Annotated in this window: 14 protein-coding genes and 1 tRNA gene; 5 read left to right on the top strand and 10 right to left on the bottom strand. The window is 68.7% G+C overall.

What is annotated here, in order from left to right; genetic code table 11:
- Nucleotides 1-54: 54 nt before the first annotated feature.
- From ACHFGS_RS11540 to ACHFGS_RS11530, 3 genes are all read right to left on the bottom strand, one after another.
- A complete protein-coding gene (locus ACHFGS_RS11540) occupies nt 55-423 on the bottom strand; it encodes an FKBP-type peptidyl-prolyl cis-trans isomerase (RefSeq protein ID WP_394278138.1) in 369 nt (122 codons plus the stop codon).
- Between the two features lie 42 nt (nt 424-465).
- A complete protein-coding gene (locus ACHFGS_RS11535; protein ID WP_394278139.1) occupies nt 466-1,029 on the bottom strand; it encodes a YceI family protein in 564 nt (187 codons plus the stop codon).
- 240 nt (nt 1,030-1,269) lie between these two features.
- On the bottom strand, nt 1,270-2,433 hold the full coding sequence (locus ACHFGS_RS11530; protein WP_394278140.1) for a PrsW family intramembrane metalloprotease: 1,164 nt from the start codon (nt 2,431-2,433) through the stop codon (nt 1,270-1,272).
- A gap of 102 nt (nt 2,434-2,535) precedes the next feature.
- On the opposite strand from ACHFGS_RS11530, the gene ACHFGS_RS11525 reads away from it, so the two are divergent.
- A complete protein-coding gene (locus tag ACHFGS_RS11525) occupies nt 2,536-3,399 on the top strand; it encodes a fumarylacetoacetate hydrolase family protein (protein WP_394278141.1) in 864 nt (287 codons plus the stop codon).
- Between the two features lie 72 nt (nt 3,400-3,471).
- On the opposite strand, the gene ACHFGS_RS11520 is transcribed toward ACHFGS_RS11525, so the two are convergent.
- The 5 genes from ACHFGS_RS11520 to ACHFGS_RS11500 all read right to left on the bottom strand — a co-directional run bounded on the left by ACHFGS_RS11520 (nt 3,472) and on the right by ACHFGS_RS11500 (nt 8,134).
- Nucleotides 3,472-3,930: a DUF4190 domain-containing protein gene (locus tag ACHFGS_RS11520; protein WP_394278142.1), complete on the bottom strand. Its 459-nt coding sequence runs from the start codon at nt 3,928-3,930 to the stop codon at nt 3,472-3,474.
- A 45-nt stretch (nt 3,931-3,975) separates the two neighbouring features.
- Nucleotides 3,976-5,454 (bottom strand): aspartate ammonia-lyase, encoded by a 1,479-nt coding sequence (locus tag ACHFGS_RS11515; protein WP_394289480.1) that lies wholly within the window; start codon nt 5,452-5,454, stop codon nt 3,976-3,978.
- 114 nt (nt 5,455-5,568) lie between these two features.
- Complete coding sequence (locus tag ACHFGS_RS11510; RefSeq protein ID WP_394280433.1) at nt 5,569-6,468, bottom strand: phosphodiesterase; 900 nt, start codon at nt 6,466-6,468, stop codon at nt 5,569-5,571.
- A gap of 59 nt (nt 6,469-6,527) precedes the next feature.
- A complete protein-coding gene (locus ACHFGS_RS11505) occupies nt 6,528-6,863 on the bottom strand; it encodes a peptidase (protein ID WP_394280432.1) in 336 nt (111 codons plus the stop codon).
- The gene (locus tag ACHFGS_RS11500; protein WP_394280431.1) at nt 6,860-8,134 is read right to left on the bottom strand and encodes an anion permease; all 1,275 of its coding nucleotides are present in this window, start codon (nt 8,132-8,134) and stop codon (nt 6,860-6,862) included. Before ACHFGS_RS11500 ends, ACHFGS_RS11505 begins: the two co-directional genes overlap by 4 nt.
- A gap of 187 nt (nt 8,135-8,321) precedes the next feature.
- Here ACHFGS_RS11500 and ACHFGS_RS11495 point away from each other — a divergent pair, with 187 nt between their 5' ends.
- The 4 genes from ACHFGS_RS11495 to ACHFGS_RS11480 all read left to right on the top strand — a co-directional run bounded on the left by ACHFGS_RS11495 (nt 8,322) and on the right by ACHFGS_RS11480 (nt 13,929).
- Nucleotides 8,322-10,424, top strand: a complete 2,103-nt coding sequence (locus ACHFGS_RS11495; protein ID WP_394289481.1) for a S9 family peptidase — start codon at nt 8,322-8,324, stop codon at nt 10,422-10,424.
- A 60-nt stretch (nt 10,425-10,484) separates the two neighbouring features.
- The gene (locus ACHFGS_RS11490; RefSeq protein WP_394280430.1) at nt 10,485-11,366 is read left to right on the top strand and encodes a hypothetical protein; all 882 of its coding nucleotides are present in this window, start codon (nt 10,485-10,487) and stop codon (nt 11,364-11,366) included.
- Nucleotides 11,367-11,552: 186 nt separating this feature from the next.
- Nucleotides 11,553-12,545: a TerC family protein gene (locus ACHFGS_RS11485; protein ID WP_394280429.1), complete on the top strand. Its 993-nt coding sequence runs from the start codon at nt 11,553-11,555 to the stop codon at nt 12,543-12,545.
- Nucleotides 12,546-12,654: 109 nt separating this feature from the next.
- Nucleotides 12,655-13,929 (top strand): hemolysin family protein, encoded by a 1,275-nt coding sequence (locus ACHFGS_RS11480; RefSeq protein ID WP_394280428.1) that lies wholly within the window; start codon nt 12,655-12,657, stop codon nt 13,927-13,929.
- A gap of 54 nt (nt 13,930-13,983) precedes the next feature.
- Here ACHFGS_RS11480 and ACHFGS_RS11475 read toward each other — a convergent pair.
- Together ACHFGS_RS11475 and ACHFGS_RS11470 are read right to left on the bottom strand one after the other, a co-directional pair.
- A tRNA-Thr gene (locus tag ACHFGS_RS11475) sits at nt 13,984-14,056 on the bottom strand.
- A gap of 32 nt (nt 14,057-14,088) precedes the next feature.
- Nucleotides 14,089-15,057, bottom strand: coding sequence for a DsbA family protein (locus ACHFGS_RS11470; protein WP_394280427.1), 969 nt, complete (start codon nt 15,055-15,057; stop codon nt 14,089-14,091).
- Between the last annotated feature and the right edge of the window lie 143 nt (nt 15,058-15,200).

Raw genomic sequence — 15,200 nt, 5'->3', positions numbered from 1 at the left:
TAAGTGCGGCCCGACCGGAGCATGTCCGGCCGGGCCGCTTCGGAGCCCTGCGGCTCAGGCGACGTCGAGCAGATCGATGATGAAGATCAGCGTCTTGCCGCCGAGGAAGTGCCCACCGGCGGGCCCGTACGCGAGGTGCGGCGGGATGATGAGCTCGCGGCGCCCACCGACCTTCATCCCCGGGATGCCGTCCTGCCATCCCTGGATCAGGCCGCGCAACGGGAACTGGATGCTCTCGCCGCGACCCCACGAGGAGTCGAACTCTTCGCCGGACTCGTACTCGACACCCACGTAGTGGACGGTGACGGTGTCTCCGGCCTTGGCCTCGGCGCCGTCACCCTCGATGAGGTCACGGATGGCGAGGTCGCTGGGTGCGGGCTCGAGCGGAGCGTCGATCTCGGGCTTGGTGCGGTCTGCAGTCATGGCTCCATCCAACCTGAGCGGCGGGCGAGGGTCAACGCGAGGTCAGGCCTGGACCGAACCCTGCAGGTCGAGCTCGATCGTGACGTCCTTGCCGACGAGCACGCCGCCGGTCTCGAGCGCGGCGTTCCAGGTCAGGCCGAAGTCCTCACGGTTGATGACGGTCTTCGCGGTCGCGCCGGCCTTGTAGTTGCCCCACGGGTCGGTGCCGAAGCCACCGAAGTCGACGTCGAACGTGACGGGCTTGGTGACGTCCTTGATGGTGAGGTCACCGTCGACGAGGAAGTCGCCGCCCTCGAGGCGGATACCCGTCGAGACGAAGGTGATGGTCGGGTAGTTCTCGACGTCGAAGAAGTCGGCGCTGCGGAGGTGGTTGTCGCGACCCTCGTCCTTCGTGTCCAGCGACGCCGCGTCGACCGTCGCCGTGAGGGTGGCCTCGAGGGGGTTCTCGGGCGCGGTGAGGGTGGCTTCCTTGATGTTGAAGTGTCCACGGACCTTCGAGATCATCATGTGGCGGACGACGAAGCCCACTTCACTGTGGGAGGCGTCCAGGACCCAGGTGCCGGCCTTGTAGCCGGGGATCTCTACGGGAGCGGTGGATTCGGTCATTGATCGTCCTTCGTTTCGTGTCCGGGAGATCCGGCTCTCGCAGGGGAACGCGGTGGCATCCGATTGTATTTCCGTGAACACGTTCCGCACGTGTCGAGGGCGCGTCTGGCGGGGGTCTTGACACCCTCGCGGTGCGGCGGGATCATTGCCGTAGGCCAACTCAGCGCCCGGAAGACTCGCAGGCATCGCCGCGGCGCCGGGCGCTGAGTCTTTGTCGGGGCGGCTTTCAGCCGCCGGAGTTCACGGCGCGAGCAGCTGCTCCCGAGCGGCGGTCGCCCGCTCCAGGTAGACCCGTTCGTCGGCTGCGGCGAGGCGGTCACGCCCCGTCGTGACCCGCTGGCGCGCGGCTGCCAGGGCCGTCGCCTCGGAGATGAAGGTCTTCATGATGCGTGAGCGGTCGCCGCTGAGCGTCCGTGCCCACGCGACGGCCTGACGGCGCCCCGCGCCGGTAGCGAGCATGTCGACTTCCGCGGGCGTGAACCAGCCGACCGCCGCGTACTCGCCGAGCCGCTCGCGCGTGAGTCGCGCCTCCTCGCGCCGCAGCAGGATCACCGCGACGATCGCGCCGACGAACAGTGGCACCTGCAGCGTCGCGTACAGCGCGAAGAAGTCGGCGAACAGGGCGGACCCGTTCCACAGCGCGTGCAGGGCGATCCCACCGACGAGGCCGACGAGCCACAGCGCGCAGGAGCGCCCGAAGCCATAGCCGGCGCGCGCAGCCAGACCCAGCGCGTATCCGATGACGGCGGTGAACATGACGTGCGCGAACGGGGAGAGGATGCCGCGCAGGAAGAACGTGAATGCGGCTTCGCCCACTCCCCCGGTGAGGAGGCTGCTGGCGAAGTAGATGATGTTCTCGGTGAATGCGAAACCTGCACCGATGAGCGCGCCGTAGACGATGCCGTCGATCGGGCCGTCGAAGGAGCGTCGCGCCGCGAGGAAAAGGAGGAGCAGCCCCGCGCCCTTTCCGATCTCCTCGACCACGGGCGCCTGCACGACACTGGAGAGGACATCCGGGACCAGAGCGGGGCTCGCGAGGAGCACGACGATCGTGTCGATGACGAGGGCGAAGGCGACGGCGGCGACAGCTCCCCAGGCGAGGGCGAAGATCACGAGCCCGCGGGGCTCGGGCTCCCACCGGTCGATCGCCCGCACCGCCAGCAGGACGATGGCGAGGGGGAAGAGCGCGAGCACCGCGGCGACGGCCGACGCCACCGTGCCGAGGAAGGTGAGCAGGTACGCGATCACCAGCGCGCAGATCAGCGTGAGAAGCGCCGCGGTCACCCAGAGCACGATGCGCCCCCGAGAGGGCGGGGGAAGCGGGAGTGCCCGCCGCACGGGTGCCGGCGGAGGTGCGGCAGGGGTGACGTGCGGGGGCTGTGCGAGCGGCGACGGGAACGTCATGGCGCATAGCCTAGGGGCCGTGGCGATCCGGTCCGCCGCGACACCGCTGCCGGGGGCAGGCGTCTCCCGCCATCCCCGGTTCCCCGACGGTAACCTGGAGGGATGCGCTTCGCCCACATTCTCTCCGACGGTGCCGACGATCCGCGGCTGGTCCTCGTCGACGGAGATCGGGCGACGATCGTCGCCGACCTGTTCGACGGTGCTCCGTCGCGGCTGCAGAACCTCATCGAGGGAGGGCAGGTGATGCTCGATCGCGTCCGCGATGCGGCTGTCGGTGCGCCTGCTGTCGCGCTGAAGGATGCCGCGTTCGCATCGGCCATCCTCTCCCACCCGGTGACGATCGCGATCGGCCTGAATTACGCCGCCCACTCGAGCGAACTCGGCCTCAAGGCCGATGCCGCACCGACCGTCTTCACGCTCTGGCCCGGCTCGCTCAGCGGTCACCGGCAGACCACCTCCTGGCCCCGCTCGCTGAGCCAGGCCGTCGACTACGAAGCCGAGCTCGGTGTGATCATCGGCACCGCGGCCCGCGACGTGAGCCGCGAGGATGCCCTCGATCACGTCTGGGGGTACACGGTCGTCAACGACATCACCGCCCGTGACATCCAGTTCTCCGAGGCGCAGTGGTCACGGTGCAAGTCCTTCGACGGATTCACCCCCACCGGCCCGTTCGTCGTCACCGCCGACGAGATCCCCGAACCGCAGGACCTCCACATCTGGACCGTCCTCGACGGCCAGACCGTGCAGGACGCTTCTACCGGTCAGATGATCCACCCCGTCGAGAAGCTCGTCTCGTACCTGTCGCGCTCGGCGACCCTGCTGCCCGGCACGTTGATCTCCACCGGCAGCCCCGGCGGCGCCGGCTACTCCCGCGACCCGCAGATCTTCCTCCGCGACCGCTCCACCGTCACCGTCGGTATCGACGGCATCGGCGAGCTGACGACCTTCTGCCGCATCACCGAGTGAGGCGCGTCGCCTGACGGCGAACACGAAAGAGGGTCGGATGCCACGCGGCATCCGACCCTCTTTCATTCGAACTCAGTTGCCGGACTGCTCCAGCACTTCCTCGCACGTCATCGTGACGCCGCCGAAGACGACGGTGCCCGACGGGTCCTGCAGGCAGGCCTCGACCTGCTCGTAGAGGTCCCCGCCGGCGGTGGTGAAGAAGGTGAAGAAGAGGATGACGCCGATGATGGCCAGGACGCCGATGACGACGCTGATGATGATCGCCGCGAGCGCGAAACCGTTCTTGTGCCCAGCCTTGCGGCTCTGCACGAGCGCCACGATGCCGAGGATCAGCGCGACGAGCTGGACGAAGAACGACAGCACGAAGGCGACGATGCCGAGCATCTTGCCGGGAACGGGCGCGTCCGGGCCGGGAGCGCCGCCCTGGTATTGCGGCGCCGAGGGGTACTGCGGGGCGGCCGGGTAGGCCTGTGCCTCGTAGGCGGGCGGCGGGGGCGTGTTCTGGGGCTGGGGCGCGGAGGGGTCGGTCATGTCGTGTCCTTCTGGTCGCTCAGCGGGGGCAGGTGCTCCCCGACGCTATCTGGCCTGTGCGTCCGCCGACAAGGCGGATTCGTCATCGGGGCTGGTGATCACCGGGATCGCACGCGTGTGCGCCTGAAGTCCGGACAGGCGAGCAGGAGAGAGCTGCTTGTCGACCTCCTCGCGGGACATCAGCTCGGCTTCCACGACGAGGTCGCCGACATTGCGTCCGGTCAGCAGCGCCGTCTTGGCGAGCGCCGCCGCCGCCGCGTACCCGATGAAGGGGGTGAGTGCCGTGATGACGCCCACGGACGAGCCGACCATGGTGCCCAGGCGCTCGCGGTTGGCGGTGATGCCGTCGACGCAGTTGACGCGGAGGGTGCGCATGCCACGACGCATCCAGGTGATCGACTGGAAGATCGAGTGGGCGATGATCGGCTCGAAGGCGTTGAGCTGCAGCTGGCCGCCCTCGACCGCCATCGTCACGGTGAGATCGGCACCGGCGACCGCGAAGGCCACCTGGTTCACGACCTCCGGGATCACCGGGTTCACCTTGCCGGGCATGATGCTCGATCCCGCCTGGCGGGCGGGCAGGTTGATCTCACCGAAGCCGGCCTGGGGCCCGCTGGAGAGCAGTCGCAGGTCGTTGCTGATCTTCGACAGCTTGATGGCGTTGCGCTTGAGCGAGGACGAGAACGACATGAACGCGCCGGTGTCGCTCGTCGATTCGACGAGGTCGGCGGCGAGCTCGAGGTCGAGGCCGCTGATGTCGCGCAGGTGGCGGATGACCGCGGGCGCGTAGTCGGGGTGGGTCGTGATGCCGGTGCCGATGGCGGTGGCGCCCATGTTCACCTCGTAGAGGAGGTGGGCGTTCTCCCGAAGCCGGTGGTAGTCCTCCCCCAGCGTCGTCGCGAAGCCGTGGAACTCCTGCCCGAGGGTCATCGGCACGGCATCCTGCAGCTGCGTGCGACCGACCTTCAGGACGTCATGGAACTCGGTCGCCTTGGCGAGGAACGCGCGGCGCAGCAGGTCGAGCTCTTCGAGGAGGGTGCGGAGGTCGAGCCCGAGTCCGACCTTGATCGCGGTCGGGTAGACGTCGTTGGTCGACTGGCTGCGGTTGGTGTGGTCGATGGGCGAGAGGAACGCGTAGTCGCCCTTCCCACGGCCCGCCATCTCGAGGGCGATGTTGGTGATGACCTCGTTGGCGTTCATGTTCGTGCTGGTGCCGGCACCGCCTTGCACCACACCCACGACGAACTGATCGTGGAACTCACCGTCGATGACCCGCTGGGAGGCGCGGTCGATGAGATCCGCCCTCTCCGCGTCGAGGACGCCGATCTCCTTGTTCGCCCGGGCGGATGCCTGCTTCACCATCGCGAGGGCGACGATCAGGTCGCGGTACACCGAGATGGGGCGCATCGAGATCGGGAAGTTCTCCAGCGCCCGCGCCGTGTGGATGCCCCAATAGGCATCGGCGGGGATCTCGAGTTCTCCGAGGGAGTCGGATTCGGTGCGCGTCGTTGCGTCCAGTGCCATGTGGGGTGTCCTTGTGGGTCTCACAGCGTAAAGGGGGTGCTCTCGAGCCTAGCCCGGTGCCCCTTCCGCGCATCGGGTCTTGACGGCATGTCCGTGGGCACCCACACGTCGTGGTCATCGCTTCCGCGAGAACTCCTCCAGACGCTGCTCGGGGGTGAGAGCGGCCATCCGCGCCGCCCACTCCGCCGTGAAGTGGTCCGCGGTATAGGTCTCGACCACCGGCACCACCGAGTGGGTGAGGGTGGTGTCGTACACGTGGACGAGATGGAACGACTGCCCGGCATCCATTCCGTTCACCTCGGTGCCGGGCCGCTGCAGGTTCATCGTGTAGCAGGTGGCGGAGGCGACCGAGACGGGAACGCCCGCGAAGGTGCCGCTCGTGGAGTAGTGCAGGTGCCCGGCGAGGATGCCACGGACGTCGCTGCCCGCGATGACCTCGGCGAGCTCGTGCTGACGCTGGAGTTCGAGGATGTCGAACAGCGGCACGTGACTCGGCAGCGGCGGGTGGTGGAGCGCGAGGATCGTCCCGAGAGGGGCCGGCTCGGCGAGCACGCCGCGCAGCCATTCCAGCTGCGGCTGGTCGAGCTCGCCGTGGTGCCATCCCGGCACGGTGGAGTCGAGCGCGATCAGACGCAGTCCGCCGAGGTCCCACACGCCGGTCACCGGCTCCTGCGTTCCGGGAAGGTCGAACAGGCCCTCGCGCAGGGCGGGGCGCTCGTCGTGGTTGCCGGCGACCCAGACGATCGGCGCACCGAGCCGCTCTGCCACCGGTTCGACGAGCTCGCGCAGTCGCCGATACGCCGCCGGCTCGCCGAGGTCGGTGAGGTCCCCCGTGAACACGATCGCATCGGGACGGATGCCGGTGCGCTCGACAGCCGCGAGTGCGGCGACCAGGCCACCGGTGGCGTCGAACCGATCGCCCAGGTGCCGATCGGCACCCAGCAGATGGGTGTCGCTGAGATGGATGATCGTGCGGCGGGCCGGCGCATACTGGCCGAACGAGACGGGCTGCATGCCGTCAGCCTAAAGACCGTCGCCGACCTTCGCTCGGGCCGCGGGCAGGCCGCAGACGGTCAGTGGTTGAAGATGATCAGCAGCAGGCCCGCGAGCACGACGACCGCGCACACCGAGAACGAGGCGTACGCCCCGACGAGTGCGACACGCTTCTGTCCGGCGCTGAGCGGGCTCTTCTTGGCGGCCTTGGCCGCCGCCTTCGCGGCGCGCTTGCGGTCCTTCTCGGTGATGACCGTCAGCGCGTCGGTGAAGTCGGCGGGGGCGACCACGGGTGCGCGCCCGGCGCGCACCAGCAGGCGCAGACCGATCGCGTAGAAGGTGACGACGACCGCCGCAGCGCTGAGGGCTGCGACGAAGACCTCGACGAAGGCGAGCCAATCGATCGCGATGCTCATCGTGCGCTCTCCTCGTCGTCGATGGTGGCGGTGGTGGACGCGGGAGTCGCGGGTGCGACGCTCGTCGCGGCCGCCTTCTCACGCTCGGCGCGGAGCTGGCGACGGGTGGGCGGCGGGTTGCGCTTCACCTTGACGGCGCGTCCCGAGTCGGCCACCTCGTTCATGGCGTTCGCGTGGGTGACCTCGTTGCGTCGCGAGCGGAGGAAGATCCCGAGGATGATCGCGACGGCGGCGACGGCGCCGATGATGACGCCGACGAGCTGCCCGAACCAGACCACGATGAGGGCGGCGAGCGCGCCCACGCCACCGGCGGCGGGGAGGGTGAGCAGCCAGCCGACCATGATCCGTCCGACGGTGTTCCAGCGGACCTTCGAGCCGCGTCGGCCGAGGCCCGAGCCGATGACCGAGCCAGAGGCGACCTGGGTGGTCGAGAGGGCGAAGCCGAGGGCGCTCGAGGCGAGGATCGTCGAGGCGGTGGATGCCTCGGCGGCGAACCCCTGCGCGGGCTTGACGTCGGTGAGGCCCTTGCCGAGCGTGCGGATGATGCGCCAGCCGCCCATGTAGGTCCCGAGTGCGATCGTCACGGCACACGCGACGACGACCCACGGCTGAGGGTCGGACTGGGTCTGCCAGCCCACTGTGATGAGGGCGAGGGTGATGACGCCCATCGTCTTCTGGGCGTCGTTGGTGCCGTGCGCGAGTGCGACGAGGGAGGACGTGAAGATCTGTCCCCAGCGGAATCCGTCGCGGCCGTCGGGCTTGTTGTCGTAGCGACGCGTCGCGGCGTACGCGATCTTCGTGACGACGAAGGCGATGATGCCGGCGGTGAGGGGCGCGATGAGCGCCGGCAGGACGACCTTCGACATCACGACGCCGAAGTCGATGGCGGCGGCGCTCGCACCCACCAGCGTCGCGCCGATGAGTCCGCCGAAGAGCGCGTGCGACGAGCTCGAGGGAAGTCCCAGGAGCCAGGTGAGCATGTTCCAGGTGATCGCGCCGATGAGGCCCGCGAAGATGATCGCGGGGAAGATCGAGGCGGAGAGTTCATCCTCGCGGATCATGCCGCCGGAGATCGTCTTGGCCACCTCGGTCGACAGGAACGCGCCCACCAGGTTGAGGACGGCGGCCAGGAGGACAGCGACCTTCGGCCGCAGCGCGCCGGTGGCGATGGGGGTCGCCATGGCGTTGGCCGTGTCGTGGAAGCCGTTGGTGAAGTCGAAGAAGAGCGCCAGCGCGATGACGAGGACGACGATGAGGGCTGCGGTTTCCACAGTTCGCTTTCCGTCAGGTCGGGGGGGGAACGGGTGCCGCGGCGATCGGCGTTGCGAACGAAGAGTTCACCCAGGCGTCACCTGCTGTTCAACCGGGCCGGAGAAATCCTCGCACATTCGAACCTGAATCATCACCCCGGGCGCCCGCACCGGCGTCCGTTAGCGTGGACCGGTGACCACCGACGCCCTGCAGCCCCCGCTCGCCGACGCCCGACCCATCGTCCGCTCGCACCACGGAGACGAGATCGAGGACCGCTACGAGTGGCTCCGCGCCAAGGAGGACGCCGATGTCCTCGCGCACCTGGAGGCGGAGAACGCGTACACCGCCTCGCGGACCGCCCACCTCGAGCCCCTGCGGGAGCAAATCTTCGAGGAGATCAAGGGTCGCACGCTCGAGACCGACCTGTCGGTGCCGTCGCGCCGCGGCGAGTGGTGGTACTACGCCCGCACCGTGGAGGGCCAGCAGTACGGCATCCACTGCCGCGCCCCGATCGCCGATCAGGACGACTGGACTCCGCCGCTCCTCTCCCCCGACGTGCCGGTCCCGGGCGAGCAGGTGCTCCTCGACGGCAATCTCGAGGCCGAGGGACATGAGTTCTTCTCGCTCGGGAGCCTCGACATCTCCACCGACGGCACCCGCATGCTCTATGGCGTCGATGTCTCCGGAGACGAGCGCTACACGCTCCGCGTGCGCGACCTGCGCACCGGAGAGGACCTCGCCGACCTGATCGAAGGCACCTTCTCGGGAGCGGTGTTCTCTCCCGACGGGCGCCACATCGTCTACACGACGGTCGACGACGCCTGGCGGCCCGACACCGTGTGGCTGCACGTTGTGGGGACGGATGCCGCGGCCGATGTGACCCTGTTCACCGAACCCGACGAGCGGTACTGGGTGGGGGCCGGGTTCACGCGCAGCGACCGGTACCTCGTCATCGGGGTGGGATCGTCCATCACGTCGGAGGAGTTCCTCGTCCCGGCCGACGACCTGACGGCGACGCCGCAGTCCGTGTGGCCGCGGCGGGAGGGCGTCGAGTACTCGCTGACCCACGCCGTCGTCGGCGGCGAAGACGTGCTGTACATCCTCCACAACGACGGCGCACTCGACTTCGAGCTCGTCCGCGTCGCGGCTGTCGATCCGCAGGGCGAGCGTCGCGTCGTCCTCCCCCATGCGCCGGGGCGTCGCCTGCTCGACGTCTCCGCCTACCGCGACTGGGCCGTCGCCGAGTACCGCCGCGACGGTCTCGCCCGCGTGGGGATCCTCGACTATGCGACCGACACGGTCCGCGAGATCGCGTTCGACGAGGAGCTGTACGCGGTCGGCGAATCGGGCAGTGCGGAGTGGGCGCCGCCGGTGATCCGCCTCGGCTTCGCCTCGTTCATCACGCCCGGCACGGTCTTCGACTACGACGTCGCGCGTGGGGAGCTGCTGCTGCGCCGCCGCCAGCCCGTGCTCGGCGGGTACGAGCCGTCCGACTACGGCCAGGCCCGCATCTGGGCGACTGCCGACGACGGCACCCGCGTCCCGGTGTCGCTGGTGTGGAAGCGCTCGTTCGGAGAGCCGGGTGACAGCCCGCGCCCGACGCACCTCTACGGGTACGGCTCGTACGAGCACTCCATCGAGCCCGGCTTTTCGGTCGCCCGCCTGTCGATGCTCGACCGCGGCGTCATCTTCGCGATCGCGCACGTCCGCGGCGGTGGCGAGATGGGCCGTCAGTGGTACGAGGACGGCAAGCTGCTGAACAAGCGCAACACCTTCACCGACTTCGTCGCGGTGGGGCGCCACCTGGTGGATGCCGGATACACGACCCCCGATCGACTCGTCGCCGAAGGTGGCTCCGCCGGTGGCCTGCTCATGGGCGCCGTCGCGAACCTCGCGCCCGACCTCTTCGCGGGCATCGTCGCTGCGGTGCCGTTCGTGGATGCGCTGACGACGATCCTCGATCCGTCGCTCCCGCTGACGGTCATCGAATGGGATGAGTGGGGTGACCCGCTCCACAACGCCGACGTCTACGCCTACATGAAGTCGTACACGCCGTACGAGAACGTGCAGGAAGGTGTCCGGTACCCGCGCATCCTCGCGGTGACCTCGCTCAACGACACCCGCGTGTTCTACGTCGAGCCGGCCAAGTGGGTCGCGCGCCTGCGCGAAGTCGGCGCCGACGCCCTCCTGAAGTGCGAGATGGTCGCCGGCCACGGGGGCGTGAGCGGCCGGTACAACTCGTGGCGCGAGCGCGCCTTCGAGCTCGCGTGGCTGCTGGATGTGCTGGGGGTCGCCGACGCCACGCAGTGATGCCGCGCCGCGCGGCGACCCGAACATGACGCGTCGCCGCGCGCTCGCTACGATCTGGCCATGCCCTCCGCGGACCGATTTCACGCCACTGTGCGCATCGATGTCGATCTGACCTGCGACGCGCCCCCGGCAGGAGACCCCGTCTCCAACCGCAGACACCCTGCTCACGACGCCGCGATCCTGTCTCTCCTCGATGTGACGGTCGCGACCGACGCGGGGCGTCACGTTCAGCTCGAAGCCCTCGAAGCGCGTGTGCTGTCCTCCGACGCAGACGGCACAGCCGGCTCTGTGCCCTCCGCCTCGAGCGACGAGACCCGCGTCGCGCAGGCCGGCGCGCGGTTGCCGGGAATCGACTGGGCGCTCAACGAACTGTTCGCAGATGAGACCGACGCGGCGGAAGGAGCGCGTGACCTTCGCCAGCGGTCAGTTCTGAAGGGTCTCATCTGGAACGCGTCGGTCGTCGTCGTCGACTGCCTCTTCGAGGACGTCGTCACCCTTGCCACGACCCCCGTCCGCGACCTGCACGTGCGCGACACGCATGTTCTGTCTCAGCTGCCGCCGACGTTCGCCCGCCACTACGACCGCGCGTTCGCCCAGAAATTCCTCGCGGCCATGATCGAGGTGACGTCGCGGCTGACGGCGGCACCGGTGTACCCGCAGACCATCGCACACGAGTTGGCGCTGAAGATCGTGCTCGATGAGGCCGAGCGAGGTGCGGAGCAGCTCAAGGGAGCCTTGCCGTACGGGTGGCGCGCGCATCTGGACGCGGTGCTGTTCCAAGATCTCGACATCGATTCGCTGTATGTTGCCGACGACCCCGACGACGACACCGCCGACGGGTTCCCCCCGACGGATTTCGGGAGCTGGTTCATCCCGTACTCGCGCGCGGCCGAGTCGGTTCCGTACGCGAACGACGAACCGAAGGAGCCCGCCGGACGGTGAGGCGGCCGAGACCGCTCACAGGAATCGGAAAGGTCCGCTTCATACGATGAAGAACTCCAGGGGGAGTACTCCGACACGATCGGCTCGCCATTACGGATGCCACGGCATTCCGGGCCATCGGTCCCGCACCGCGGGATGGAGGAGACTCTGGCGTCCATCCGTCACGCCTCCCCAGGAGACCTCCCGGTGAACATCACCCCCCTCATCTGGGCGATCACGATCGCCGTCACCATCGCGTTCTTCGTCTACGAGTTCTTCGCGCACGTCCGCAAACCCCACGCCCCCACGATCGGCGAATCCGCCCGGTGGTCGGCGTTCTACATCGGCCTGGCGCTGCTGTTCGGTGTTGGTATCGGCGTCTTCAGCGACTGGCGCTACGGCGGCGAGTACTTCGCGGGCTACCTGACCGAGAAGGCGCTGTCGATCGACAACCTCTTCGTCTTCCTCATCGTCATGACCGGGTTCGCGGTTCCGAAGATCTATCAGCAGAAAGTGCTGATGATCGGCATCGTCATCGCGCTCATCCTCCGCGGTGGTTTCATCGCCGTCGGTGCGGCGCTGATCGAGAACTTCTCGTGGATCTTCTACGTCTTCGGCGCGCTCCTCCTGTTCCTCGCCTACCGTCAGGCCTTCGGCGGCCACGACGGCGACCCCTCACAGGGCAAGGTCATGCAGTTCGTCCGCCGGCACCTCCCGGTCGCCGAGGAGTACCACGGCGACCGGCTGACCGTCCGCCTCGACGGCAAGCGGTTCGTCACACCGATGCTTCTCACGATCATCACGATCGGCTTCGTCGACCTGATCTTCGCCGTCGACTCGATCCCGGCCATCTACGGCCTGACCGAGGAGGCGTACATCGTCTTCACGGCGAACGCGTTCGCGCTCATGGGTCTCCGCCAGCTCTACTTCCTGATCGGCGGCCTGCTCGAGCGCCTCGTGTACCTGGCGCAGGGCCTCGCCGTCATCCTCGCCTTCATCGGCGTGAAGCTCGTGCTGCACGCGATGCACGTCAACGAGCTGCCGTTCATCAACGGCGGCGAGCCGATGCTGTGGGCTCCCGAGATCCCGATCTGGTTCTCGCTCCTGTTCATTTCGCTGACGATCACCGTCGCCGCCGTTGCGAGCCTCATCCGCACGCGCCGGGTCCCGGGTCCCGGGCCGCGACAAGGTGCGCGGTGAGCAGATCGACACCACCGCCCCGGAGCCGGCCGATAGACGCGACTGATCCGGCCCGCGCCGCGTGCCGCCCCGCGGCATCCCACCTCCACCCCCGTCAGGAGCGCACGCGATGAGTGGCGACCTCATCTGGAACATCGCCCTGGTCATCACGTTCGTGCTCGTGGGCGGTGTGTTCGCCGCGACCGAGATGGCGCTCGTGACGCTGCGCGAGTCGCAGCTGAACGCGATCGCGGCACGCGGCAGGCGTGGGCAGAAGGTGGCCGACCTGGCGCGCAACCCGAACACCTTCCTCTCGGCTGTGCAGATCGGCGTGACCGTGGCCGGCTTCGCGTCGGCCGCATACGGTGCGGCGTCGATCGCCCCGTCCGTCTCGCCGCTGTTCGAGGCGCTCGGGGTGGAGAGCGGTCTCGCCCTCACCCTCGCGACGGTGCTGCTCACCCTGGTGATCGCCTACCTGTCGCTCGTGCTCGGGGAGCTGGTGCCCAAGCGTCTCGCGATCCAGCGCAACGCGCAGTTCGCCTATGCCGTCGCTCCCGTGCTGAACGGGTTCGCGAAGCTCATGCGCCCGGTGATCTGGCTGCTCTCGGTGTCCACGAACGCACTCGTGCGGCTGCTCGGCGGCGACCCCGACAAGAGCGGAGAGCAACTGACCGACGAGGAGGTCCGTGACATCGTCGCGAGTCACGAAGGCCTCCCGGAGGATGAGCGGAAGATCCTCGACGACGTGCTGTCCCTGCGGGGTCGTCAGCTCAGCGAGGTGATGCGCCCCCGTCCCGAGGTGACCGCTCTCGACGAGACGGCGACCATCGCAGAGGCGGTCGCGCAGGTGCGCGACCTGCCCTTCTCCCGCTACCCGGTGTCCGACAAGTCGATCGACGACATCGTCGGCTTCGTCCACGTGCGCGACCTGTTCGAGCTGATCGGCACCGACCCCGACGCGCCGCTGGAGCGCGTGCTCCGCCCGATGTCGTACTTCCCGTCGACCGCCGGAGTGCTCCCCACCCTCACGCGGATGCGTGCCGATGGCCACCACATCGCGGTGGTCGTCGACGAGTACGGCGGCACGGACGGCATCGTCACGCTCGAGGACCTGGTCGAGGAGGTCGTCGGGGAGATCTTCGACGAGTACGACACCGCCGCCCTCCCGTCCGCCGGCGACGGCGTCGTCGACGGACGACTGAACCTCGCGGAGTTCGAAGAGGTCACCGGCATCGATCTCCCCCGCGGATCGTCCGACACCATCGCCGGGTTCATCACCGAGCAGCTCGGACGTCTCGCGATGGTGGGCGACGTCGTCGCGGTCGACGGCGCGACGATCCAGGTGACAGCGATGGACCGGCGCCGCATCGCCGAGGTGCGCGTCTCCCCCCGCGCCTCCGACTGACAGCGCGTCGGAGCGGACGACGAGGACGACGTCCGGTCCGACGCATCCGAGGAGTGCCGGCTACAGGACTTGAACCTGCAACCCCCGTATTACAAGTACGGTGCGCTACCAATTGCGCCAAGCCGGCAGAGCGCCAAGTCTACTGTGGGCGCACCCGCGTCACGGTGCAGGGGTGGCTGTGGGTGTGGGCGTGGGTGTGGGGCTCGTGAGCTCGGCCTGCTTCTTGTAGAAGGCGTCGCTGGCACTGGTGAGGACGAACTGCGAGAACTCCGCGGCATCCGTCAGCACACCGAGGTAGGACTGACCGTTCACGAGGATCGTCGGCGCGCCCGTGAGCGACAGACCATCGGTGTCGGGGAGCTCATCGATCGCGCGGTCGGTGGCGTCCTTGGCCCACTGGATGAAGTCGCCGTCTTCGATGCATGAGCGCACCGTCTCGGGGTCCTTCGCACCGATCGCCTGCGCGATGTCGGCGAGCTCCGTGTCGGAGTGGCCGTCGGAGTCGATCGCCGGCTGGCGGCTGAGCAGCTCGGAGTTGTAGGCGAAGAAGACGTCCTGGGCGTACGTGGCGACACAGGCGGATGCCGCGGCGGCACGGAGCGAGTACTTCGTCCCGTTCGACTTCGCGGTGAGCATCGACACCGGGTGGTATGACAGCGTCGCCGCACCCTGGTCGACCCACGTGGTCAGCTGCTCGACGTTGGCCAGGTGCCAGTCGCGCGCGCCGGGCGAGAGGTAGTCGACGTACACGCGGATGTCGATGGGGTCGGCGGTGGCCTCACCTTCGACCTCAGCGTCGGCCTGGGGCTCGGCGGTGGGGGTCGCCGTCGGAGACGCCTCCATGATCGCGGCACCCGCCTCGGGGGCAGCCCCGGCGACAGACGTGATGGCGAAGCCGTCAGCGGTCACGCCGGCGGGCATCAGGTCGCGGCCATCGGTCGATGACATGACCGACCAGACCACGGCGCCGCCCACCGCGGCGACGGCGCCGGCAGCGAAGACGCCCAGCCCGACGCGCCGCGCGATGCGGGCACGGGACTGGCGCGCGTGAACGAGCTGGGCCTTCTCGCGGACAGCCTCGCGCCGATCGGGGACGGCGGGCGTGTTCTCGCCGGAGTCGTGTGACATGGAACCTCGGGGAAATCTGTGGTGCCGCACTGCGGTCGTCCGCTCGGGTGTAGCGGACCTGTCGATGCTAGCCAAGGGCCCTGGAAATTGGCTGACCCGATGTCCCCTCCCGATCGCCCCTTCCCGTGACATACTGGGCACGC

This window comes from Microbacterium sp. (assembly GCF_043427715.1).
Taxonomy (GTDB): domain Bacteria; phylum Actinomycetota; class Actinomycetes; order Actinomycetales; family Microbacteriaceae; genus Microbacterium.
This window is presented reverse-complemented; position numbering and strand designations above follow the sequence as displayed.

Bases quoted from the DNA above. Each gene is read 5' to 3' on its own strand.
- ACHFGS_RS11470 (WP_394280427.1), bottom strand. From the start codon at position 15,057: ATGTCACACGACTCCGGCGAGAACACGCCCGCCGTCCCCGATCGGCGC.
- ACHFGS_RS11515 (WP_394289480.1), bottom strand. From the start codon at position 5,454: ATGGCACTGGACGCAACGACGCGCACCGAATCCGACTCCCTCGGAGAA.
- ACHFGS_RS11490 (WP_394280430.1), top strand. From the start codon at position 10,485: ATGCCCTCCGCGGACCGATTTCACGCCACTGTGCGCATCGATGTCGAT.
- ACHFGS_RS11540 (WP_394278138.1), bottom strand. From the start codon at position 423: ATGACTGCAGACCGCACCAAGCCCGAGATCGACGCTCCGCTCGAGCCC.
- ACHFGS_RS11510 (WP_394280433.1), bottom strand. From the start codon at position 6,468: ATGCAGCCCGTCTCGTTCGGCCAGTATGCGCCGGCCCGCCGCACGATC.
- ACHFGS_RS11520 (WP_394278142.1), bottom strand. From the start codon at position 3,930: ATGACCGACCCCTCCGCGCCCCAGCCCCAGAACACGCCCCCGCCGCCC.
- ACHFGS_RS11530 (WP_394278140.1), bottom strand. From the start codon at position 2,433: ATGACGTTCCCGTCGCCGCTCGCACAGCCCCCGCACGTCACCCCTGCC.
- ACHFGS_RS11525 (WP_394278141.1), top strand. From the start codon at position 2,536: ATGCGCTTCGCCCACATTCTCTCCGACGGTGCCGACGATCCGCGGCTG.
- ACHFGS_RS11535 (WP_394278139.1), bottom strand. From the start codon at position 1,029: ATGACCGAATCCACCGCTCCCGTAGAGATCCCCGGCTACAAGGCCGGC.
- ACHFGS_RS11505 (WP_394280432.1), bottom strand. From the start codon at position 6,863: ATGAGCATCGCGATCGATTGGCTCGCCTTCGTCGAGGTCTTCGTCGCA.
- ACHFGS_RS11480 (WP_394280428.1), top strand. From the start codon at position 12,655: ATGAGTGGCGACCTCATCTGGAACATCGCCCTGGTCATCACGTTCGTG.